At 73.6% G+C, this 22,403-nt stretch carries 20 protein-coding genes and 1 rRNA gene; 15 read left to right on the forward strand and 6 right to left on the reverse strand.

Going from position 1 to position 22,403, the window contains the following annotated elements:
• Nucleotides 1–114: ribosomal RNA gene (gene rrf / locus ABD644_RS22300) — 5S ribosomal RNA — on the forward strand; the annotation flags it as partial.
• Nucleotides 115–238: 124 nt separating this feature from the next.
• On the opposite strand, the gene ABD644_RS22305 is transcribed toward rrf, so the two are convergent.
• Nucleotides 239–901 carry a DUF2461 domain-containing protein gene (locus ABD644_RS22305; RefSeq protein ID WP_344691501.1) on the reverse strand — a complete coding sequence of 221 codons (663 nt, stop codon included), beginning with the start codon at nt 899–901 and terminating at the stop codon, nt 239–241.
• Nucleotides 898–1,497 (reverse strand): GNAT family N-acetyltransferase, encoded by a 600-nt coding sequence (locus ABD644_RS22310; RefSeq protein ID WP_344691503.1) that lies wholly within the window; start codon nt 1,495–1,497, stop codon nt 898–900. The genes ABD644_RS22305 and ABD644_RS22310 overlap by 4 nt, the downstream gene beginning before the upstream one ends.
• Before the next feature lie 67 nt (nt 1,498–1,564).
• Between ABD644_RS22310 and ABD644_RS22315 the strand changes: the two genes are divergently transcribed.
• From ABD644_RS22315 to ABD644_RS22350, 8 genes are all read left to right on the forward strand, one after another.
• On the forward strand, nt 1,565–2,551 hold the full coding sequence (locus tag ABD644_RS22315) for an EamA family transporter (RefSeq protein ID WP_344691505.1): 987 nt from the start codon (nt 1,565–1,567) through the stop codon (nt 2,549–2,551).
• Nucleotides 2,552–2,597: 46 nt separating this feature from the next.
• Nucleotides 2,598–3,827, forward strand: coding sequence for a winged helix-turn-helix domain-containing protein (locus tag ABD644_RS22320; RefSeq protein WP_344691507.1), 1,230 nt, complete (start codon nt 2,598–2,600; stop codon nt 3,825–3,827).
• Between the two features lie 41 nt (nt 3,828–3,868).
• Nucleotides 3,869–4,621, forward strand: coding sequence for an FAD-dependent thymidylate synthase (gene thyX / locus ABD644_RS22325; RefSeq protein WP_344691509.1), 753 nt, complete (start codon nt 3,869–3,871; stop codon nt 4,619–4,621).
• A gap of 74 nt (nt 4,622–4,695) precedes the next feature.
• Nucleotides 4,696–5,505: a thymidylate synthase gene (locus ABD644_RS22330; RefSeq protein ID WP_344691511.1), complete on the forward strand. Its 810-nt coding sequence runs from the start codon at nt 4,696–4,698 to the stop codon at nt 5,503–5,505.
• On the forward strand, nt 5,502–6,041 hold the full coding sequence (locus ABD644_RS22335; RefSeq protein WP_344691513.1) for a dihydrofolate reductase: 540 nt from the start codon (nt 5,502–5,504) through the stop codon (nt 6,039–6,041). The genes ABD644_RS22330 and ABD644_RS22335 overlap by 4 nt, the downstream gene beginning before the upstream one ends.
• 9 nt (nt 6,042–6,050) lie before the next feature.
• Nucleotides 6,051–6,947, forward strand: coding sequence for a 4-hydroxy-tetrahydrodipicolinate synthase (gene dapA / locus ABD644_RS22340; RefSeq protein WP_344691515.1), 897 nt, complete (start codon nt 6,051–6,053; stop codon nt 6,945–6,947).
• Entirely contained in the window at nt 6,944–8,644 is a 1,701-nt protein-coding gene (locus ABD644_RS22345) for a ribonuclease J (protein WP_344691517.1), read from the forward strand. The genes dapA and ABD644_RS22345 overlap by 4 nt, the downstream gene beginning before the upstream one ends.
• Before the next feature lie 200 nt (nt 8,645–8,844).
• Nucleotides 8,845–11,547 (forward strand): PA14 domain-containing protein, encoded by a 2,703-nt coding sequence (locus tag ABD644_RS22350; RefSeq protein ID WP_344691518.1) that lies wholly within the window; start codon nt 8,845–8,847, stop codon nt 11,545–11,547.
• 42 nt (nt 11,548–11,589) lie between these two features.
• On the opposite strand, the gene ABD644_RS22355 is transcribed toward ABD644_RS22350, so the two are convergent.
• Complete coding sequence (locus tag ABD644_RS22355) at nt 11,590–13,536, reverse strand: prolyl oligopeptidase family serine peptidase (RefSeq protein WP_344691520.1); 1,947 nt, start codon at nt 13,534–13,536, stop codon at nt 11,590–11,592.
• Between the two features lie 89 nt (nt 13,537–13,625).
• Between ABD644_RS22355 and ABD644_RS22360 the strand changes: the two genes are divergently transcribed.
• The 3 genes from ABD644_RS22360 to pgsA all read left to right on the forward strand — a co-directional run bounded on the left by ABD644_RS22360 (nt 13,626) and on the right by pgsA (nt 18,304).
• On the forward strand, nt 13,626–16,127 hold the full coding sequence (locus ABD644_RS22360; RefSeq protein WP_344691522.1) for an FtsK/SpoIIIE family DNA translocase: 2,502 nt from the start codon (nt 13,626–13,628) through the stop codon (nt 16,125–16,127).
• A 72-nt stretch (nt 16,128–16,199) separates the two neighbouring features.
• On the forward strand, nt 16,200–17,636 hold the full coding sequence (gene rimO / locus ABD644_RS22365; RefSeq protein WP_344691524.1) for a 30S ribosomal protein S12 methylthiotransferase RimO: 1,437 nt from the start codon (nt 16,200–16,202) through the stop codon (nt 17,634–17,636).
• Nucleotides 17,633–18,304, forward strand: a complete 672-nt coding sequence (gene pgsA, locus ABD644_RS22370; RefSeq protein ID WP_344691526.1) for a CDP-diacylglycerol--glycerol-3-phosphate 3-phosphatidyltransferase — start codon at nt 17,633–17,635, stop codon at nt 18,302–18,304. Before rimO ends, pgsA begins: the two co-directional genes overlap by 4 nt.
• A gap of 4 nt (nt 18,305–18,308) precedes the next feature.
• Here pgsA and ABD644_RS22375 read toward each other — a convergent pair whose 3' ends face one another.
• A complete protein-coding gene (locus ABD644_RS22375) occupies nt 18,309–19,019 on the reverse strand; it encodes an AfsR/SARP family transcriptional regulator (protein ID WP_344691529.1) in 711 nt (236 codons plus the stop codon).
• Between the two features lie 108 nt (nt 19,020–19,127).
• Between ABD644_RS22375 and ABD644_RS22380 the strand changes: the two genes are divergently transcribed.
• The 3 genes from ABD644_RS22380 (at nt 19,128) to ABD644_RS22390 (ending at nt 20,828) form a co-directional block, all read left to right on the forward strand.
• On the forward strand, nt 19,128–19,616 hold the full coding sequence (locus tag ABD644_RS22380) for a CinA family protein (RefSeq protein WP_344691531.1): 489 nt from the start codon (nt 19,128–19,130) through the stop codon (nt 19,614–19,616).
• A gap of 166 nt (nt 19,617–19,782) precedes the next feature.
• On the forward strand, nt 19,783–20,184 hold the full coding sequence (locus ABD644_RS22385) for a helix-turn-helix domain-containing protein (RefSeq protein ID WP_344691533.1): 402 nt from the start codon (nt 19,783–19,785) through the stop codon (nt 20,182–20,184).
• Nucleotides 20,185–20,246: 62 nt separating this feature from the next.
• On the forward strand, nt 20,247–20,828 hold the full coding sequence (locus ABD644_RS22390; protein ID WP_344691535.1) for a TetR family transcriptional regulator: 582 nt from the start codon (nt 20,247–20,249) through the stop codon (nt 20,826–20,828).
• Here ABD644_RS22390 and ABD644_RS22395 read toward each other — a convergent pair.
• Together ABD644_RS22395 and ABD644_RS22400 are read right to left on the reverse strand one after the other, a co-directional pair.
• Nucleotides 20,814–21,287: a GNAT family N-acetyltransferase gene (locus ABD644_RS22395; protein ID WP_344691537.1), complete on the reverse strand. Its 474-nt coding sequence runs from the start codon at nt 21,285–21,287 to the stop codon at nt 20,814–20,816. The genes ABD644_RS22390 and ABD644_RS22395 overlap by 15 nt on opposite strands.
• Nucleotides 21,284–22,312 carry a PfkB family carbohydrate kinase gene (locus ABD644_RS22400; protein ID WP_344691539.1) on the reverse strand — a complete coding sequence of 343 codons (1,029 nt, stop codon included), beginning with the start codon at nt 22,310–22,312 and terminating at the stop codon, nt 21,284–21,286. The genes ABD644_RS22395 and ABD644_RS22400 overlap by 4 nt, the downstream gene beginning before the upstream one ends.
• Between the last annotated feature and the right edge of the window lie 91 nt (nt 22,313–22,403).

A 22,403-nucleotide genomic window follows, 5' to 3' on the forward strand; every position in this document is an offset into this window, starting at 1 on the left:
GGCGGCCATGGCGAGAGGGAAACGCCCGGCAACATTCCGAACCCGGAAGCTAAGCCTCTCAGCGCCGATGGTACTGCCCTGGAGACGGGGTGGGAGAGTAGGACGCCGCCGGACAACCATTACCGAAAGGGCCCCAGCATCCGTGCTGGGGCCCTTTCGCCATTCCCCCACGCTTTCGGTACCGAAAGCTCCGGTTCCCCGCGCAGCTTTCGGTACCGAAAGCGGGGAGGGGACGGCGTCAGCGGCGGCGGGGCTCCTTCGTCGTCGCGCCGACGTTGTCGGCCAGCCAGGCGTTGAGCGTGCGCATCTCTCGCCACGCGGTTCGGACCTCGTCCAGTGCCCGGCGGGTGTGCAGCCAGTCCGCCGGCTCCCACGTCCGGGTTGCGTGCAGCGACTTGTGCCGCAGCAGGTCCACGCGCTCGTCGTCGGCCGAGTAGCCGGCGGGCACGCGGGTCAGCCGCTCGCCCTCGATGGCGTAGCCGGCGGCTGCCAGTCGCGTGACCTCCTCGTCGAGCCGCGGGCCCTGGACCGAATCGGCGACGGCCCGCCGGTACCGGCTGACCTGGTCGGACTCGAGCCGCCAGCAGCCGCCCGAGACCCGCAGTCCGTCCGCCGAGATCTGCACGTACCAGGAGCCGCACCCCCGGCCCTCGGGCGTGATCACCGCCCCCTGGTGCGTCTTGTACGGGGTCTTGTCGTGACTGAACCGGACGTCACGGTAGGGGCGGAACACCTTGGCGACGCCGAATTCCGCGGCCAGTTCGTCGAGCATCGCCTGGAGTGGCCCCCGCACGTGGCTTTCGTAGGAGCTCTTGTGCTGCGTCCAGTAGGTCTTGCTGTTGTCGGCTTCCAGGCCCTCGTAGAAGACCAGACCCTCGTCGGGGAATCCGTCGAAGCTCACGCGGGGCCTCCCGTGCCGTCGTCGTCGAGCAGGGCGTGCCAGCGCAGCTCGCGCAGGGGCGCGGCACCGGTGTCGAGCGTGCGGGCCCATCCGTCGGGTTCCCACCCGGCCGACTCGAAGAACCCGGCCGACACCGAGTCGGGCTCCAGGAGCCATGTCTGCAGGCGGGCGGCACCCGAGCCGCGGGCCAGGTCGGCGACCGCGGAGAGCAGCCTGCTGCCGTGCCCGCGCCGGCCCCACCGGGGCTCGACCAGGAGGGTGGTCAACTCGGTGCTCGGCCCGCCCGGATGTGGCTGCTCGCCCTCGGTGAGCTCCGCCGGGCCGTAGGCAGCGAAGCCGACGACGGTCTGCCGTTCGAGGGCCACCAGGACGCCGTGCCCGGGTGTGGGCGGAGACGTCACCGCCGCGTGCCAGGCCGACGTGGCGACGGCCTCGTCCCACTGGTCGAGCACCTCGAGCGGGAGCACGGCCCGGTAGGCCGTCCGCCAGGTGACGGCCTGGACGTGGGCGATCTCGGGGGCGTCGGCCGGCCGGGCCGGCCGCACCGATGCGTCGGCCGTCCCGGACAGGCGGGGGAACGGTGCAGCAGGGTCCACCCGGGCAGCGTAGGTGGGGCGCCGATCCTCGTGCCGGTCGCTCCACCGAGGGTGCTCCAATCAGCGAGTGACCACGTCGAAGCCGCACCGCCCGCCGGTCCGCGCGGGCGAGCACCCGGTCACCGCCGCCGTCCTGGCCGCCCTCGTCACCGTGTACCTCGTCTGGGGCTCGACGTATCTCGCGATCAAGTACACCGTCACGAGCCTGCCGCCGTTCCTCGCCATGGGCTCGCGGTTCCTGCTGGCCGCCATCGTGATCGTCTCCGCCGTGCTGGCGATGCGCGGGCGGGCCGTCTTCCGCATCTCGTGGCAGCAGGCGGGAACGGCCGCCGTGTGCGGGCTCTTCCTCCTGGTCGGGGGCAACGGCCTGGTCGCCGTCGCCGAGCAGGACGTCGACTCCGGGCTGGCCGCACTGCTGATCGCCGGCACGCCGCTGTGGGTGGTCCTGCTGCGTGCCGTCCTCCGGGACCGCCCGTCAGCGGCCACGATGGCCGGCCTCCTCATCGGTCTGGCTGGGGTGGCGATCCTGCTGCTGCCCGGGCTGAGCGGTTCGAGCGAGCTGTTCCCGCTGCTGCTGGTCTGCCTGTCCTCGGTGCTGTGGGCGTGTGGCACGGTGCTGTCCACCCGCCGTCCGCTGCCCCCCGACCCGTTCGTCACCACGGTCCTCGAGATGGCCGTCGGCGGCTCCGCGATGGTGCTGCTCGGGACCCTCGGCGGGGAGTGGGGGCGGCTCGACGTCGCCGCCGCGGCTCCGTCGGCCTGGATCGCCTTCGTCTACCTGGTGCTGGTGGGCAGCGCGGTCGCCTACAGCGCGTACGTCTGGCTGCTCGCCCGCGCACCCCTCTCGCTGGTCACCACCTACGCCTACGTCAACCCGGCCGTGGCCGTCGCCCTGGGAGCGCTGTTCCTGCAGGAGCCGCTGACGGTCAACGTGGTCGTCGGGGGGACGGTCATCATCGCGGCCGTGGCGCTGGTGATCACGACGGAGTCACGTGGCCGTCGGCGCACCGTGCCGGCGACCGACGAGGGGGCGTGTCCGCTCGAGCCCGCGTAGCGCCTCGGACGGCGGGCTGTCGTACCCGCCAGGCAGGATCACGGGCGTGGGAGCTCCCGAACTCGAGCGGCTGCCGGCCGCCCTGGCGCGGCGCATCGCGCTCGCCGCCCAGGGGTTCGGCGAGCCGCGGCCGTCCGTCGCCGTGGGCACCCGGCAGCTGCGCCGGGTGGCCGAGCGGCTGGGCGTCGTCCAGATCGACTCGGTCAACGTCCTCTCCCGGTCGCACTACCTCCCCTTCTTCAGCCGGCTGGGGCCCTATCCGCGCGCTGCGCTGGACGCGCTGTCGAACCGGCGGCACGACCTCGTCGAGTACTGGGCGCACGAGGCGTCCTTCCTCCCCGCCCGGCTGCACCCGCACCTGCGGTGGCGCATGGACGCGGCCGACCGCGAGGCGTGGGGCTCGATCGTGCGGGTGCAGCGGGAGCGGCCCGAGTACGTGGCCGCACTGCTGCAGCGGGTCCGCGAGGAGGGCCCGATCCGGGCGGCCCAGCTCGACGAGGCCCGGCCCAACCGGCCCGGCAGCATGTGGAACTGGCACGCCGGCAAGGCCGCGCTCGAGTACCTGTTCTTCACCGGCGCCCTCACCGCCCGGGCCCGGACGGCGCAGTTCGAGCGGGTGTACGACCTGACCGAACGCGTCCTGCCGGCTGCCGTCGCGCAGGCGCCGACACCGGACCGGCCCGAAGCGATGCGCGAGCTGGTCCGGACGGCGGCGCGCGCGCTGGGCGTCGCGACCGAGCGGGACCTGCGCGACTACTTCCGGCTCGCCCCGGGCGACGCCCGCACCGCCATCGCCGAGCTGGCCGAGGCCGGTGAGCTGCAGCCGGTCGAGGTCGTCGGGTGGGGTGCGCCCGCCTGGCTCGACCCGGCTGCCCGCCGGCCCCGCCGCATCCGGGCACGGGCGCTGCTGAGCCCCTTCGACTCGCTGGTCTGGGAGCGCCCCCGCGTCGAGCGGATCTTCGGCTTCCGCTACCGGCTGGAGATCTACACGCCGGCGGTCAAGCGGGTGCACGGCTACTACGTCCTGCCGTTCCTGCTCGGCGACCAGCTGGTGGCCAGGGTCGACCTCAAGGCCGACCGGCAGTCCGGCGTCCTGCGCGTACAGGCGGCGCACGCCGAGCCCGGGTCCGATCACGCCCTCGTCGGCGACGCCCTCGCCGACGAGCTGCGCCTGATGGCCGACTGGCTCGAGCTGGACGACGTCGTCGTCGGCGAGCGGGGGGATCTCGCTCGTGCCCTGGCCCACGCGGTCGGTGGCGTCCGCGTCGCGGGCTGACCTCGCCGGTCGCGGCAGGGCGCCGCCGTAGTCTCGGGCCCGTGCCTCCGATCGCGCCGCTCCGGGTCCAGGTCATCGCCCAGACCGCGTTCACCCCGCCGGCCGACGTGCCCTGGGAGACCGACGTCGACGGGGGTCAGGCGCTCGCCGAGTTCGCGGGCCGGGCCTGCTACGAGTCCTGGGACAAGCCCCACCCGGCCACCGCCACCAACGAGGGCTACCTCCGGCACATCCTGGAGGTGGGGCATCTCGCCGTCCTCGAGCACGCCACCGTGACGATGTACCTGTCGGGCGTCTCGCGGTCCGTCGTCCACGAACTGGTGCGGCACCGCCACCTGTCCTTCAGCCAGCTCTCGCCGCGCTACCTGCCCGACCGCGACGCGGCCGTCGTCGAGCCCGAGGTCATCGCCGAGGACCCGGAGCTGCACGAGCGCTTCCTCGCCGCGACCGACGCCGCCCTCGCGGCGTACGCCGAGCTGGTCGCGGGACTGCAGGAGCGCATCGCCGACGTCCCGAACGCGACCCTGCGCCGTCGCCAGGCGCTCCAGGCCGCCCGGTCGGTCCTGCCCGTCGCGCTCGAGACCCGCGTCGTCGTCACCGGCAACTACCGCGCCTGGCGGCACTTCATCGCCATGCGGGCCAGCGAGCACGCCGACGTCGAGATCCGCGAGCTCGCCGTCGCCTGCCTGCGGGAGCTGCGGCAGGTCGCCGGCCACGTCTTCGACGACTTCCGGATCAGCGCGCTGGCCGACGGCACGGAAGTCGCGGCCAGCCCGTACGCGCACGAGGCCTGACGGGCTGCGGGACGGCTGGGACGGCTGGGATCCGGCGCTCGAAGCCGTCGGTGGCCGCCCGTACCCTCGGCTCCGTGGACGGCGCACCGATCGACACCCAGTACGAGGACCTCCTGCGACGCATCCTGGAGCAGGGGACGCCGAAGGAGGACCGGACCGGTACCGGCACGGTGAGCCTGTTCGGGGAGCGCCTGCGCTACGACCTCTCCGAGCGGTTCCCCCTGGTGACGACGAAGTCGGTGCACTTCAAGTCGATCGCCTACGAGCTGCTGTGGTTCCTCCGCGGCGACAGCAACGTCGGCTGGTTGCGCGACCACGGCGTCACCATCTGGGACGAGTGGGCCTCCGCCGACGGCGAGCTCGGGCCGGTCTACGGCGTGCAGTGGCGCTCGTGGCCGACCCCCGGCGGCGACCACGTCGACCAGATCTCGAACGTCCTGTCGACCTTGCGCACCGACCCCGACTCCCGCCGCATGATCGTCTCGGCCTGGAACGTGGCGGCCATCCCGGAGATGGCCCTGGCGCCCTGCCACGCCCTCTTCCAGTTCTACGTCGCCGACGGCCGGCTCTCCTGCCAGCTGTACCAGCGCAGCGCCGACATGTTCCTCGGCGTCCCGTTCAACATCGCCAGCTACGCGCTGCTGACCCGCATGGTGGCCGACCAGGCCGGCCTGGCCCCCGGCGATTTCATCTGGGTCGGCGGTGACTGCCACATCTACAGCAACCACATGGCCCAGGTGCGCGAGCAGCTCTCCCGAGAGGTGTACGCGTTCCCCTCGCTGGACCTCGCCCCGGCGCCCTCGCTGTTCGACTACACCTACGAGCACTTCACCGTGCGCGACTACCGGCACCACCCGGCGATCCGGGCGGCCGTGGCGGTGTGACCAGCCCGGCGAGCTCGCGAGCCGGCCACGGCAGCGTGGCGCTCATCTGGGCCCAGGCGCGCGGTGGCGTCATCGGGGCCGACGGCGGGCTGCCGTGGCACCTGCCCGAGGACCTGAAGCTGTTCCGCGCCCGGACGACCGGAGCGACCGTCGTCATGGGCCGGCGCACCTGGGAATCGCTGCCCGACCGGTTCCGCCCCCTGCCCGGCCGGACCAACGTCGTCCTCACGACGGATCCCGGCTGGTCGGCCGAGGGGGCGCGGCGGGCGGGGTCGGCCGCGGAGGCGCTCGACGGGCGCGGCCCGGTCTGGGTGATCGGCGGCGGAGCGGTCTACTCGGCCCTCCTCCCGCACGCCGACCGCCTGGTGGTCACCGACGTCGACATCGAGGTGCCGGGCGACACCTGGGCGCCGGAGATCGGTCCCGAGTGGCGGCGGGTGACCCGAACGCCGGAGGAGGGCTGGTCGGTCTCGTCGTCGGGGCTCCGGTACGCCGTGTCGGAGTACGAGCGGGGGAGTTCCGGCCGCGCTGGGTAGATTCATCCCATGACCACCGACCCCGCCCGGCCGTTCGGGCGTGTGCTCACGGCGATGGTCACCCCGTTCACCGAGGACGGCTCGCTCGACCTCGCCGGCGCCCAGGAACTGGCCGCCCATCTGGTCGATCGGTGCGCGCACGACGGGCTGGTCATCGCTGGGACGACGGGTGAGGCGCCGACCCTCAGCGACGCCGAGCAGCGCACGCTGCTGGAGGCCGTCCTCGACGCCGTGGGTGACCGCGCCACCGTCGTCGCCGGGGTGGGCACCAACGACACCGCGCACTCCATCGAGCGGGCCCGCGACGCCGAGCGCGTCGGCGTCCACGGGTTGCTCGTCGTGACGCCGTACTACAACAAGCCGCCCCAGGCCGGCCTGCTGCGGCACTTCACCGCCGTCGCCGATTCCACCGACCTGCCGGTGATGCTCTACGACATCCCGCCGCGCACCGTCGTCCCGATCGAGGTCGAGACGCTCGTGCGGGCGGCCGAGCACCCGCGAATCGTGGCGGTCAAGGACGCCAAGGGCGACCTGGGCGCCGTCGCCTGGACCCTCGCGCGCACCGACCTCGCCTACTACTCCGGCGAGGACATGCTCAACCTGCCGCTCCTGGCGGTCGGTGCCGTCGGCGTGGTGAGCGTCGTCGGGCACCTCGTCGGGCCGCGGCTGGCCGAGCTGATCGCGTCGGTCGAGGCCGGTGACCTCGCCCGGGCGCGGGAGGTCAACCGCGGGCTGCTGCCGGTCTACACCGGCATCTTCCGCACCCAGGGCGTCATCCTGACGAAGGCGGCGCTGCGGGAGCTGCACCTGCCGGCCGGTCCCGTGCGCCCGCCGCTGGTCGACGCCACCCCCGAGCAGGTGGCCCAGCTGCGCAAGGACCTGGTCGACGGCGGGATCAGCCTGTGAGTTCACAGGTCACGCAGCCGCACCTGGACCTGAAGACGCCGCCACCGCTGCCCGAGGGCGGTCTGCGCGTGATGGCCCTGGGCGGGCTCGGCGAGATCGGCCGCAACATGGCCGTCCTCGAGTTCGCCGGCTCGCTGCTCGTCATCGACTGCGGGGTGCTCTTCCCCGAGGCCGAGCAGCCCGGCGTCGACCTGATCCTCCCCGACTTCGGCGTGATCGAGCACCGGCTCGACGACATCGCCGCGGTCGTGCTCACCCACGGCCACGAGGACCACATCGGCGCCATCCCGTATCTCCTGCGGCTGCGCGGGGACATCCCGCTCGTCGGCTCGCGGTTCACGCTGGCGCTGGTCGCGGCCAAGCTGCGCGAGCACCGCATCGACCCGACGCTGGTCGAGGTCGCCGCCGGCGACGACCACCTCGCCGGGCCGTTCCACTGCGAGTTCATCTCGGTGAACCACTCGATCCCCGACGCCCTCGCCGTCGCCGTGCACACCCCGGCCGGCGTCCTGGTGCACACCGGCGACTTCAAGATGGACCAGCTGCCGCTCGACGGCGTGCTCACCGACCTCGGCGCGTTCGCCCGGCTCGGCGCGAGCGGCATCGACCTGCTGCTGTCGGACTCGACCAACGCCGAGGTGCCCGGCTTCGTCACGCCGGAGCGGAGCATCGGTCCGGTCCTCGACGACGTCTTCGCCCGCGCCACCCAGCGGCTGATCGTGTCCAGCTTCGCCAGCCACGTCCACCGCATCCAGCAGGTGCTCGACTGCGCCGAGAAGCACCGCCGCAAGGTGGCGCTGGTCGGGCGGTCGATGGTGCGCAACATGGGCGTGGCCCGGGACCTCGGCCTGCTGCGGGTCGCCCCCGGGCTGATGGTGTCGCTCGACGACGCGGCGTCGATGCCGCCGGACCAGGTGGTGCTCGTCTCCACCGGGTCGCAGGGGGAGCCGCTCTCGGCGCTCGGACGGATGGCGCGGGGGGAGCACCACCAGGTCACCATCGAGGCCGGCGACACCGTCGTCCTGGCCTCGTCGCTGGTGCCCGGCAACGAGACCGCCGTCTACAAGGTCATCAACGGCCTGGCCCGACTGGGCGCGACCGTGGTGCACAAGGAGACGGCCCGCGTGCACGTGTCCGGGCACGCCCCGGCCGGTGAGCTGCGCACCCTTCTCAACGTGGCCAAGCCGCGCTACCTGATGCCGGTGCACGGCGAGTGGCGGCACCTGCGGGCGCACGCGCAGCTGGCCGAGGAGACCGGCATGGCCCGCGACCGAGTGCTCCTCGCCGAGGACGGCGTCGTCGTCGACCTCGTCGACGGCAAGGCGGCCATCGTCGGCAGCGTGCCGGTCGGCGACGTCTACGTCGACGGACTCAACGTCGGCGACGTGGGCGAGGAGTCGCTGCAGGCCCGGCGGATCCTCGGCGACGAGGGCTTCGTCGCCCTGACCGTGGTGATCGAGCCGTCGACCAGGACGATCGTGCGCCCGGTGCACCTCTCGACGCGCGGGTTCTCCGACGACCCGGCCGCGTTCGACGAGGTGCTGCACCTGGTCGAGGACAACCTGAAGCGGGCGCTCCAGGACGACGAGATGGATCCGCACCGGCTCTCGCAGCTCATCCGCCGCACGGTCGGCAAGTGGGTGTCCGACACCCACCGCCGCCGCCCGATGATCATCCCGACGGTCCTCGAGGTGTAGGAGCGGCCCGGCGGACGATGGCGGTACGCCTGTCACTGGTGGGATCGAAACGCTAGGGTCCGCCTTCGGGCCTGGCCATCTGCGGTCCAGGACCCAGTGCGGGGGTCGCCATGGCTTCTCCGTCCAGTCCGCCTCGGGCTGCCGGCCGTCTGCGCGTCCTCGGGGCCGCGATCGCCCTGGTTCTTGCCACGTCGTCGGCCGTGGTGCTGCAGCCGTCGGCGACTGCGGTCGCCGACGTGCCCACCGGTTTCACCGAGGTGACGGCGTTCAGCGGTCTCGTCCAGCCCACGGCGGTCCGCTTCTCCGCAGACGGCCGGGTGTTCGTCGCGGAGAAGCGCGGCACGATCCAGATGTTCGACAGCCTCACCGACACCGTTCCGCGGCAGGTCGCCGATCTGCGCCTGGAGGTCTACAACCTCTGGGACCGTGGCCTGCTCGGTCTCGCCGTCGACCCGCAGTTCCCGGTGCGGCCCTATCTGTACGCGCTCTACACGTTCAACGGTCCGATCGGTGGCTCGGCGCCGCGGTGGGGAACCGGCACCACGGACAGCGACCCCTGTCCCTCCCCGCCCGGGGCGACCAGTGACGGCTGCGTCGCCAGCGCCAAGCTCGTGAAGCTGACCGTCTCCCTGGGGGGTGGGCCGACCACGAAGCAGGACCTCATCCACGACTGGTGCCAGCAGTACCCGAGCCACACCATCGGCGACCTGGCGTTCGGTCCGGATGGTGCCCTGTACGTCTCGGCCGGCGACGCCGCCAGTTTCGACTGGGTCGACTACGGCCAGGACGGCAACCCGCGCAATCCATGTGGCGATCCACCGGGCGGCGTCGGCGGCGCGATGACGCCACCCACCGCCCAGGGCGGAGCTCTCCGGGCCCAGGACCTCCGCACTCCCGCTGATCCCGTGACGCTCGACGGCACCGTCATCCGGGTCTCGCCGGACACTGGCGCCGCGCTGCCGGACAACCCGAACGTGGGTGCCACGAACGCGAATGCTCAGCGGATCGTCGCCTACGGGCTGCGAAACCCCTTCCGGATCACGACGCGCCCAGGTACCGGCGAGATCTGGCTCGGCGACGTCGGCTGGAACACCTGGGAGGAGATCAATCGCATCGCCGACCCGACCGCGCGCGTCACCAACTTCGGCTGGCCCTGCTACGAGGGGAACGGGCGGCAGGGCGCCTATGACGCGGCCAACCTGAGCATCTGCGAGAACCTCTACGCAGCCGGGAACGCGGACACCAAGCCCTTCTACACCTACCGGCACGGGCAACCAGCGGCGAGCGGGGACATCTGCACAACTGCCCGCGGGTCGTCCATCTCGGGGATGTCCTTCCAGTTCTATGGCGGTGGCAGCTACCCCAGCGAGTACGACGGCGCCCTCTTCTTCTCCGACTACTCCCGCAATTGCGTGTGGGTGGCTCCGCCCGGTCCCGGCGGCGTGCCGGACCCGACGCGCATACGGCCGTTCGTCTGGTCGGCGTCGGGCCCCGTGCACTTGCAGCTGTCCCCGGCCGGGGAGTTGTTCTACGCGGACCTCATCGGCGGCTCGATCCGGCGTATCGTCTACACCGGCACCCAGCCGATCGTCTGCCCGAACGAGCAGTACCGGGCCGAGTACTTCCCGAACAGCACGCTCGCGGGCTCGCCCACGGCGACTGCCTGCGAGACAGCTCCGCTGACCCACGACTGGGGCACCGGCGCCCCGCCCGGAGTGGGAGCGGACAACTTCTCGGCGCGATGGACGGGGACGTTCGACTTCCCGCGCGACGCTCCGTACCTGTTCACCGCGGTCAGTGACGACGGCATCCGGGTCTGGCTCGACGGGGTGTTGCTGATCGACCAGTGGCGCGATCAGCCCAGGACCACATTCACGGCGCAACGCACGCTCGCTGCCGGAGCCCACCAGGTGCGCGTCGAGTGGTACGAGAACGCCGGTGGCGCCTCCGCGCAGCTGGCCTGGGCGGCCGCGGACGGCTCGGCTCCGCAGGCGCAGATCGACACGCCCGGCAGTGGGACGACGTGGGCCGTGGGTGACCTGATCTCGTTCTCGGGTTCGGCCACCGACGCGCAGGACGGCGCGATCCCGCCCAGCGGCCTGGTGTGGGACGTCGTCCTCCAGCACTGCCCTGCTCAGTGCCACCCCCACCCGCTGGGCCGGGTAGAGGGGGCCACCGGGTCCGTGTCGGCCCCGGACCACGAGTACCCGGCCCACCTGGAGCTGAGGCTCACCGCTACCGACTCCGACGGCCAGCAGACGGTCGTCACCCGACGCCTGGATCCACGGACCGTCGGCCTCACCGTCGCCTCGCAGCCGGCCGGGCTGCAGCTGACGCTGGGCAACCAGACCGGGGCGGCACCGATGACCGGCACCTTCATCGTCGGCGGGAGCGCGAGCCTGTCGGCACCCCCGACGCAGGTCCAGTCAGGACGGACCTACACGTTCAGCCGATGGTCCGACGGCGGTGGCCCCTCGCACAACGTCGCTGTCGGCACGACCGCTGCCACCTTCACGGCGACCTACGTGCTGAGCGCCTGCCCGCGCGGCCAGTACCGGGCGCAGTACTTCCGGAACATCACCCTCTCGGGCGCCGCGGCGGTGAACCGCTGCGAGGCTGCCCCGTTGAACCGGAACTGGGGGAGCGGAGCTGCGCCGGGCGTCACGGCGGACAACTTCTCTGCGCGCTGGACCGGCTCGTTCTGGATCGCCGCCGGAAGCCGGACGTTCACGGCGGCCAGCAACGACGGGATCCGTGTCTGGCTCGACGGCGTCCTGATCATCGACCGGTGGGGCTCCTCCGGGACGTCGACGGCCACCCGTGCGCTCGCCGCCGGCGTCCACAGCGTGCGCGTCGACTACGTCGAGCGGACGGGGAGCGCGTTCGCCCGGGTGACGTGGTGACCGACGTCGACACCGCCCGGTCAGGCCGACGGTCCTCGGGGACTAACGGAGCTCGATCGGCGTGATGCCCTCGTCCGCCGGCAGTGCGAAGCCCCAGACCTGGGCGTAGAAGGACAGCTCCCCGTCGAGGGCCGCGCGGATGTTCTCCGCCTTCCGGAAGCCGTGCTGCTCGCCGGGGAACAGCAGGTAGGCGTGCGGCACGCCCTTCTCGCGGAGCGCGGCGACGATCGCCTCGGCCTGGTCCGGCGGCACGACCGCGTCCTCCTCGCCCTGGAACACCGCCAGCGGGGTGTCGAGCGCGTCGACGTGGTTGATCGGGGAGCGCTCGTCGTAGACCGCCCGGCCCGAGGGCCCTGCATCTGAGTCGTAGGGCGCCACGAGACCGTCGAGGTAGCGGGACTCGAACTTGTGCGTCTCCGCGGCCAGGGCCCCGAGGTCGGCGACGCCGTAGTGGCTGGCCCCGGCCGTGAAGACACCGGGGCGCATCGTGAGGGCCGCCAGAGTCGTGTAGCCGCCGGCCGAGCCGCCGCGGATGGCCATGCGCGCGGGATCCACCCGCCCGTGGTCGGCGAGGTGGCGGGCGCAGGCCACGACGTCGTCGAGATCGAGGATCCCCCAGCGGCCCTGCAGCGAGTCCCGGTAGCGGCGGCCGTAGCCGGTCGACCCGCGGTAGTCGACGTCGGCCACGCAGAACCCACGCGACGTCCAGTACTGGACCTCCACGTTGAGCACCGGGACCGCGTTCGCCGTCGGTCCGCCGTGGACGACCACCATCAGCGGCGGCAGGTCGCCGTCGGGCGCGGACGCGTCGGGGTTCGTCGGCGGATAGACCAGCGCGTGCGCGACGCCGATGCCCGTGCCACGGTCCTCGGTCGGGAACGTCACGTGCTCCGGCTGGGAGAACCACGCCGGATCCAGGCCGAGGTCGCGAGCCGGGCGGAGGATCTCGGACTCGCCGCTGTCGACGTCGACCCGGAGGACGACGGGCTCGCTCGACGGGCTGCCGGCGACGCACACCACCGACGTCCCCTGCGCGGTGACGTAGCGGAAGACGCTGAAGGGCACGTCGAGCTCGCGCACGCGCCCGTCCGCGTCGAGGACGGCGAGCCGGTCCGCGCCCGCGCGGCCGTAGGCGACGACGACCCGGCCGTCCGCGAGCAGGGCGAAGCGGCTCTGCCCGAACACCCACTGGGGACCGGTGATGTCGCCGCCGACGTCGACGACGAGCTCGGGCTCCTCGTGCGGCCGCTTCCGGTACAGCGACCAGAAGTCGGTGCGGTCGCTGCACCACCACAGCGAGAGGTCCTCACCCCAGACGGGCTGGACGACGGATTCCCCGGGACCGCCGGCGAGCACGTGCTCCGTGCCGTCGGCGGCGCGGACGACGAGCTGTGCTGCGTCCCAGGGCATGTCCGGGTGGTTCCACTGCAGCCAGGACAGCGTCACGCCGTCGGGGGCCAGCCGCGGGTCGGAGACGAAGTCGGGCCCGGTGACGAGCACCTCCGGCCCGTCGGCACGGAGGCGGACGATCTCGTCGACCACGTCGGCGGGCCGGTCGCCCTCGGCATGGGTCTCGCGGACGGCCAGGAGCCCGTCAGGCAGCACGCGGAGGTCGGCGTGCCGGACCCCGGCCGGCACGGAGGGCTCCGGGGTGACCGCGACGGGGGTGTCGCTCCCGGCGTCCAGCCGGTACAGCCGCTGGTCGGTGAACTCGGTGAACCACAGCGTCCCGTCCGACACCGTCCAGGCGCCGCCGCCGTACTCGTGGACCCGCGTCCGCGCGTTCCACGGCGCAGGCAGGACGTCGGTGACCGTGCCGTCGGCCGAGCGCCGCACGATCACCGTCCGGCCGCCCTCGGACGGGCGCGATTCCGACCACCAGACGTCGTCCCCGTCGACGGCGACCTCACCGAGCCGGGCCGCGGCGCGGACCACGAGCTCGGAGGTGATCGGGGTGGGCCAGCTACCGAAGGGGAGCGGGGAATCCATGGGCGTGACGTTATGCGGCCGGGCCGACGTGCGGGACACGTCCGTCCGCCTGCGCGGAGACGGCCCCGAAGGCGATTACCGTCCGACGCATGCCTGCCCGCACCACGTCGACGCGCCGGCCGGCGTCCTCCCGGACCCGAGCCCGCTCCGGCTCGACGGCTGCGAGCAAGAAGCGGCCGCCCGCCAAGCGATCCACCAACCGCCGTCCCGCCGCCCGGAAGAAGAACTCCTCCGGGCTCTGGGGCGTGGTGAGCGGCAGCTGGAACCTGCTGGCGCGCGGCGCCGGCGGCCTGGCCCGCTCGGTCGCCCGCCCGGACGAGGCCGAACCGCTGGCCCCCGAGCACCGCAGGGACGGCGTCGGCCTGGCCGTGCTGGGCCTCGCGATCGTGCTCGGCGCCGCGGCGTGGAGCAACGGCATCGGCCCCGTGGGTGCCGGGCTGGCCCGCGGCGTCACCTGGATCGTCGGCTCGCTGGTCATGGTGCTGCCGGTCGTGCTGTTCTTCGCCGCGCTGCGCCTGCTGCGCCGCGGCCCCCGGCCGGAGGCCCGCGGCCGGCTCGCGATCGGCTGGCTGTGCATGGTCGCCTCCGTGCTCGGCATCGCCGACGTCGTCGGCACCTCGGCCGACCCGCGGGCGGGGCTGCCCGGCTCGGGTGGCCTCATCGGCTGGGCGGTCGGTACCCCGCTCGTCGCCGGCGTCGGCACGGTCGTCGCCGTCGTCCTCCTGTCGCTGCTGGCCTTCTTCGGGCTGCTGGTCACCACGGCCACCCCGGTGCACCAGATCCCGGAGCGGCTGCGCGAGTTCACCGACCGGCTGCTCGGCCGCGACGAGTACGACGACGAGGACTACGAGGACGACGAGGACGACGACGAGGACGAGTCGGAGCCCCGCGGACGACGCGGCCGCCGGAAGTCCCTCTCCGAGGACCTGCTCACCACCGGCCCCATCGACACCGGCGCACTCGACGGCGCCGTCGACGCCACCCTCACCACCGAACCCGAGCACACCGACATCCGCGCGCCGTTCCGGCCGCCGGTCGTCGACCGCACGATGCCGGCCGAGGACCTGCCGCCGATCGACGAGCCGCAGCAGCTGCAGATCCAGCCGGTGCAGGGCAACTACGTCCTGCCCTCGCTCACCGTCCTGCGTCCGGGCACCCCGCCGCGGGCCCGGTCGAAGGCCAACGACGTGGCGATCGAGGCGATCACCGGCGTCCTGGAGCAGTTCAACATCGACGCCGCCGTCACCGGGTTCACCCGTGGCCCGACGGTCACCCGGTACGAGGTGGAGCTCGGCCCGGCGGTCAAGGTCGAGAAGATCACCGCGCTGACCCGGAACCTGGCCTACGCCGTGGCCAACGACAACATCCGCATCCTGGCGCCGATCCCCGGCAAGTCCGCCGTCGGCATCGAGGTGCCCAACACCGACCGCGAGACGGTCAGCCTCGGCGACGTCCTCCGGTCGGGCGCGGCCAAGGCCGACGCGCACCCGATGCTGGTCGGTCTCGGCAAGGACATCGAGGGAGGCTTCGTCTGCGCGAACCTCGCGAAGATGCCGCACCTGCTCGTGGCCGGTGCGACCGGCGCCGGTAAGTCCAGCTGCATCAACTCGGTGCTGACATCACTCCTGCTGCGGGCCTCGCCCGACCAGCTGCGGATGATCCTGATCGACCCCAAGATGGTCGAGCTGACGCCGTACGACGGCATCCCGCACCTGATCACGCCGATCATCACCGACCCGAAGAAGGCCGCCACGGCGCTGGCCTGGCTGGTCGAGGAGATGGAGCAGCGCTACCAGGACATGCGCGCGACCGGCGTCCGGCACATCGACGACTTCAACCGCAAGGTCGAGAAGGGCGAGATCACCGCACCGCCCGGCAGCGAGCGCGTCTACCGCCCCTACCCCTACATCCTGACGATCGTCGACGAGCTGGCCGACCTGATGATGGTGGCGCCGCGCGACGTCGAGGACCACATCGTCCGCATCACCCAGAAGGCGCGTGCCGCGGGCATCCACCTCGTGCTGGCGACGCAGCGGCCGTCGGTCGACGTCGTCACCGGCCTGATCAAGGCCAACGTGCCCTCGCGGCTGGCCTTCTCGACGTCCAGCCTCACCGACAGCCGGGTCATCCTCGACCAGCCGGGCGCGGAGAAGCTGATCGGCATGGGCGACGCCCTGTTCCTGCCGATCGGCGCCGGCAAGCCGATGCGCGTGCAGGGCGCCTACGTGTCCGACACCGAGATCGAGGCGGTCGTCGAGTTCACCAAGCGCCAGGCCGAGCCGGAGTACCGCGAGGAGGTGTTCCAGGCCGGCGGTGGCGGCGAGAAGAAGGAGATCGACGAGGACATCGGCGGCGACCTCGACCTGCTCGTGCAGGCGGTCGAGCTGATCGTCACCAGCCAGTTCGGCTCGACGTCGATGCTGCAGCGCAAGCTGCGGGTCGGCTTCGCCAAGGCCGGCCGGCTCATGGACCTGATGGAGAGCCGGGGCATCGTCGGGCCGTCCGAGGGCTCGAAGGCCCGCGACGTGCTCATCAAGCCCGACGAGCTGGAGTCGGTGTTGTTCACGTTGCGCGGGGGCAGTGACGCCTGAGAAAGGACCCCCTGCCCCCCGCCACTCGCAAGCTCGCGGCGGGACCCTGCAGGGGGCCACTACGATGGGCCGGTGACAGCACTGCCCCGCCCTGCCCGGAAAGTGGCGGTGGTGACCCTCGGGTGCGCCCGCAACGAGGTCGACTCCGAGGAACTGGCCGGGCGGCTCGCCGCCGACGGCTACGAGCTGGTCGACGACGCCGAGGGCGCGGACGCGGTCCTGGTGAACACCTGCGGCTTCATCGAGACGGCCAAGAAGGACTCGGTCGACGCGATCCTGGCCGCCACCGACTCCGGGGCCGAGGTCGTCGCCGTCGGCTGCATGGCCGAGCGCTACGGCTCGGAGCTGGCCGGTGCGCTGCCCGAGGCCACCGTGCTCGGGTTCGACGACTACGGGGCGATCGGCGACCGCCTCGACGACGTCCTCGCCGGCCGCCCCCTCGTGCCGCACACCCCCCGCGACCGGCGGACGCTGCTGCCGATCAGCCCCGTCGAGCGCACCGCCGCCACGGCCGCGGTCGACGCGCCGGCCATCCCGGGTCACGACTGGCTCCGCCGCAAGCGGCTGGCGTCCGGGCCGACGGCCGCGCTGAAGCTGGCGTCGGGGTGCGACCGGCGGTGCGCGTTCTGCGCCATCCCGACCTTCCGCGGCGCGTTCGTGTCCCGCCCGCCGGCCGAGGTGCTCGGTGAGGCCCGGTGGCTGGCGTCCCAGGGCGTCACCGAGCTGGTCCTGGTCAGCGAGAACTCGACGTCCTACGGCAAGGACCTCGGCGACCTGCGGTCGCTGGAGGCGCTGCTGCCCCAGTTGGCCGCGATCGAGGGCATCGCGCGCGTGCGGGTGGCCTACCTGCAGCCCGCCGAGCTGCGCCCCGGCCTGCTCGAGGTGATCGCCGGGACCGACCGGATCGCGCCCTACTTCGACCTGTCGTTCCAGCACTCGTCGCCGACGCTGCTGCGCCGCATGCGCCGGTTCGGCGGCACCGACGACTTCCTCGCGCTGATCGAGCGGGCCCGGGCCCTCGCGCCGGCCGCCGGGTTCCGCACCAACGTCATCCTCGGCTTCCCGGGGGAGACCGAGGACGACGTCGCCGAGCTCGAGCGCTTCCTCACCGAGGGCCGCCTCGACGCGGTCGGGGTCTTCGGCTACTCCGACGAGGAGGGCACCGAGGCGATCGGGCTGCCCGGCAAGCTGGACCAGGCCGAGATCGACGCCCGCGTCCGCCGGATCACCGACCTCGTCGAGGAGCTCACCGCGCAGCGCGCGGAGGAGCGCATCGGCGACCGCGTCGAGGTGCTGCTCACCGAGGACCTCTCCGCGGAGGAGGGGCCGGGAGTGTGGCTGGGGCACGCCGCCCACCAGGACCCCGACGCCGACGGGACGACGACGGTCACCGGTGTGCCCGAGGACGCGGTCGCCGGCCAGGTCCTGGCCGCCGAGGTCGTCGGCACCGAGGGCGTGGACCTCATCGCCTGCACCCTGGTACCGGCCGTGCCCGCGACCGGTCGGTGACGGCGTTGTCCGCCGACCCGGCCGCCACCCCGCCGCAGACGGCGAAGCTGGTCAACCTGCCCAACGCGTTGACCGTGCTGCGGCTGGCCATGGTGCCGGTGTTCGCGGTGCTGCTCCTGCAGGATCACGGCTCCGACGAGGCCGGCCGGTGGTGGGCCACCCTGGTGTTCGGTCTGGCGATCATCACCGACCGCTACGACGGCATGATCGCCCGGCGCACCGGCCAGGTGACCGAGTTCGGCAAGCTGGCCGACCCGATCGCCGACAAGGCCCTGACCGGGACGGCGCTGATCGGGCTCTCGGTGCTGATGCTCCTGCCGTGGTGGGTGACCCTGACGATCCTGGTCCGCGAGGTCGGGGTGACCCTGCTGCGGTTCTGGGTGATCCGGCACGGGGTGATCGCCAGCAGCCGCGGCGGCAAGCTGAAGACCGTCGTCCAGTCGCTGGCGATCGCGATGTACATCCTGCCGCTGACCGGACTCCTGGCCACCGCCCGCTGGTGGGTGATGGCGTTCGCGGTGCTGCTGACCGTCGTCACCGGGCTCGACTACGTGTACCGGGCGCTGAGCCTGCGCCGCACCAGCGCCCGGGCCATGCGCGCCGCGGCGGCGCGGCGGGCCGCCGGACCCACCGGCACGAGCGGTACGCGCAGGGACACCGCGGCCTGAGGGGCTACCGGGACCGGGTCGCGACACCGAACTCGAAGCTCGGCTCCACTCCGACCTCCTGCCGCAGGAGCCCCCGGAACGCGTCGTACTGCCGCCGCGCCGCCACCCAGTCGCCGGCGGCCTGGTGGGCCTCGATGAGCGCGCGCTGGCCGCTCTCGCGCAGCGGCTCGACGAGCACGGCGGCGTGCACCGCCTCGACCGCCTCCGCGGGTCGCCCGGCCCGCAGCAGCAGCACGCTGAGCGCCTCGAGCGCGTGCAGGAGCCGCAGCCGCAGCCGGTCGCGGATCGCGAGCACCCAGTCGTCGTACCAGCCCGGCAGGACGTCCAGCTCGCCGATCCGGCCCGGGTCGACCGCCAGGTCGTCGTCGCGGGCATCGCCCGCGATCACCCGGGTCGCCCACGCCTGCACGGCGGCGAGGTCGACGACGACGTCGTCCGCCAGGCGCAGATCGAGCGGGCCGGCGTCCAGCAGCGGGCAGCCGACCTGCTGCAGCCGCCAGAGTGCCGAGCGCAGGTTGCCCGCCGCCCGGCCGTCGCAGACTGTGGGCCACAGCGCGCCGGCCGCCGCCCGGCGGTCCACGCCGTCGGGGTGCAGCGCCAGGTAGGCCAGCAGCCGGCGGCTGCCCGGCGGCACGACGACGGGCCGGTGGCCGTGCGACAGCGCGAGCCCGCCGAGCACGCGCACGAGCGGTCCCGCGGTCGTCTCTCCGCGCATCCCTGCCTCCCTGACGGGAGTCGCTTCCCCCTGGGGATGACCGACGAGAACTGTAGTGACGCGGCGTCCCTGGAGGTAGGCGCTGCGTCGCGGGGCGAGGATGCACCGGTGACCGACACCGCAGCGCCGCCGGACGACGCCGTCCGGCGGCTGCACGCCGCCCTGCTCTCCCGTGGCCAGACCGTGGCGGCCGCCGAGTCGCTGACCGCCGGCCTGTTCTGCGCCACCCTGGCCACCGTGCCGGGCGCCAGCGCCACGCTGCGGGGCGGTGTCGTCGTCTACGCGACCGACCTGAAGACGACGCTCGCCGGGGTGCCCCAGGACGTCCTCGCCGCGCACGGTCCGGTCAGCCCCGAGACGGCTGCCTCGCTCGCCGAGGGCGTCCGGGAACGGTGCCGATCGACCTGGGGCATCGCCCTGACCGGCGTCGCCGGCCCCGACCCGGTCGACGGTCACGGCGCCGGGCGGGTCTACCTCGGGGTGGCTGATGGGTCGCGCACCGACGTCGTGGAGCTCGACCTGCCGGGGGAGCGGGCCGCGGTGCGCGCGGGGGCCGTCGCCGCGGCGGTCACCGAGCTGCTGGGCCGGCTCGGTTGAGCGCGCTGGACCGGGGGACGTGGAACGTCCGTCCGGGCGACGCTGTTACGCCATGAGCGGACGCGCGGTGGTGGGGTCAGCCCCGGCCCCCGCCGCCGCGTACCGTGAGCGCACGACGCCCGGGAGGGCGACGGCGCTTCCCCCGCTCGCAGGACAGGAGACGGCCATGACGCTGCTGCGCACCCAGCTCGGGAACACGCTGCGTGGCCACCGGCTGCGTCAGCGCCGAACGCTGCGCGACGTCTCCGGTGCCGCCCGCGTGAGCCTCGGCTACCTCTCGGAGGTCGAGCGCGGGCAGAAGGAGGCCTCCTCCGAGCTGCTCGCCTCCATCTGCGACGCCCTCGAGGTGGAGCTCGCCGACCTGCTGGCCGAGGTCAGCCTCGAACTGCGGGTGGCCGGCGGCGGCTCGGTCCGCCCGCTGACCGAGCCGGCCGTCCCGACCCCGGCTCCGGTCGAGCAGCCCGCCGCGGACACCCCGGCCCCCGAGCCCGCGCTGGCGCTGGTCGGTGCCGGCCAGCCGGGCCGCTCGGGTCGCCGCCAGGGCGAGGCGGTCTCGCTCGCGGCCTGAACGGCGCGCGACACGCCGCTCGCGTCCTTGACCGGGGCGGCTCGCGGTGCGAGACAGGGGTCGTGCTCCCCTCCGCGGCCGGCCCGCCCGCGCCGTGGCGACCCCCGGCGCACGTGGCCGGCGCTCACACCCGGGCCGGCAACGCGATGAACCGCACCCGCGCCGGGCTGCTCGCGGGGGCCGCCCGTGCGTTCGCCGAGCAGGGGCTGCGACGGAGCACCATGCAGTCGATCGCGGCTGCCGCCGGCGTCGCCAAGGCCACGCTCTACAACCACTTCCGGACCAAGGACGAGGTCGCCGCCGCCCTGCTGGGCACCGAGCTGGACCGGTTGGCGGCGCTGGCCGCGACGATGCCCCTCGCTCAGGCGCTGGCGGCGCTCTCCGACGAGTTCGGGGCGCACCGGGTGCTGCGCCGGTTGGCCGAGGCGGAGCCCGAGACGCTCACCGCGATGCTGGCGGTCGGGGGTGAGCGGTGGTCGCAGCTCACCGCGCGGCTGGCCGCGGCGCTCCGGATCGACGCCGACGGCGCGGAGCTGGCCGCCCGCTGGCTGGTCGGTGTCGCGCTCCAGCCGGGCCGGTCGACCACCCGGCACCGCCACGCGGCCCGGCTGGCCGCCGTCCTGGACCCGTCAGCGGGGGAGTAGCCCCCGGGTCAGCACCACCCGGTCCTCGCCCGGCCCGGCGTGGTCCTTCGACAGGTGGGCGCTCGCCCCCAGGGCGGTGTGGAAGGCCAGCGCCGCGTCGTTGTCCGGCCGGGTCACGGCCTGCACGACGCGGGCGCCGGTGCCCACCGCCAGCGCGTCGAACCACGCGCACAGCAGGCGACCGAGCCCCGACCGGCGGCGGTCGTCGCGCACGGCGAGCAGGTGCAGATAGGCGAGGCGGTCGGCCGTGACCACGCCCAGCACGTACCCGACGTCCTCGCCGTCGTCGCTCATCGCCAAGGCACCGAACCCGCCGAACTGGTGGAACCACACGGGGTGGTGCAGCGCCCGGGTGTCGCCGGCCCAGAACCGGTCGTGGGCGTCGAGGAGCCGCGCGCGGACCGTCGTGGCGGACAGCTCGGCGAACCCGACCAGATGGGCGTCGCCGGGTGCGGTCACCGCGCGGCCCGCGCCGCGTCCAGCTCGGCGCGGGTGGGCGGGTCGGCGCCCACCCGGGTGCAGTTGATCGCCGCGACGAGCGCGGCGTCGTCGATCAGGGCGAGCAGGGTGTCGTCCGGCAGGTCCAGCAGCGCCTGGCGCGAGCTGACGCCGGCAGCGAGCAGGCCGCCGAGCAGCCCGGCGGCCAGGGAGTCGCCGGCGCCGACGGTGTCGACGACGGTCACGCGCGGCGGCTCGCGGTGCAGCAGCGGACGACCCGGCCGGGCGACGCGCAGCGGTGCGCCACCGTCGGTGAGCACCACGAGGGCGACGCCACGCTCGGCGAAGCGCTGCGCGGCGACGTCGAGGCCCTCGGCCGATCCGACCGCCTCGGGCTCCAGCCACTCGAGGTCCTCGGCGCTCACCTTCACCACGTCGGCCCGGGAGATCAGCCGCTCGAGGCGGTCGCGGACGACCGCGGCGGAGTTGCCGAGGGTCGCCCCGACCGGCCCGTCGGCCAGTGCGGGGCGGATGTTCGGGTCGACGCTGACCAGCGCGCCGCCGGCGTGCACCCGCTCGACCAGCCGGGCGATCGCCTCCGAGCCCGGCGCCGTCCAGCTCGAGATCGACCCGACGTGCAGGATCCCGGTCGACTCGGGCAGGACGGCGGCCAGTTCCTCATCCGTCCACTGCCAGTCGGCGGCGCCCAGCACGTGGAAGCCGTAGGACGGCGACCCGTCGGGACCGAGCCCGACGACGGCCAGGCTCACCGGCTCGTCGGCCTCGATGAAACCCGCGACGTCCACCCCGGAGATCTCGGCGTGCCGACGCAGGTGGCCGGCCAGCGGGCCGGTGCCCAGCCGGGCGAGCAGCTGGACGGGGACGCCGAGACGGGCCGCTGCCACCGCGACGTTGAGGGCGTTGCCGCCGGGCCGGGCGACGTACTGCGGCGCCGTCCCGTGCTGCCCCGCCGGGGCACCGGGCGCCGGGAGCAGGTCGACGACCAGCTCCCCGAGAACGCTGAGGATGGGGTCTGCGCCGGCCACGGACCGACCCTATCCGTGGAGGAATCGGCCCGCGTTCGCTCCGAAGGCCGATCACCTGGAACGATGAGGCCACGTGCATCGCCGGGCCGGC

Origin of the sequence: Blastococcus jejuensis (assembly GCF_039534705.1) — a bacterium.
Taxonomy (GTDB): domain Bacteria; phylum Actinomycetota; class Actinomycetes; order Mycobacteriales; family Geodermatophilaceae; genus Blastococcus_B; species Blastococcus_B jejuensis.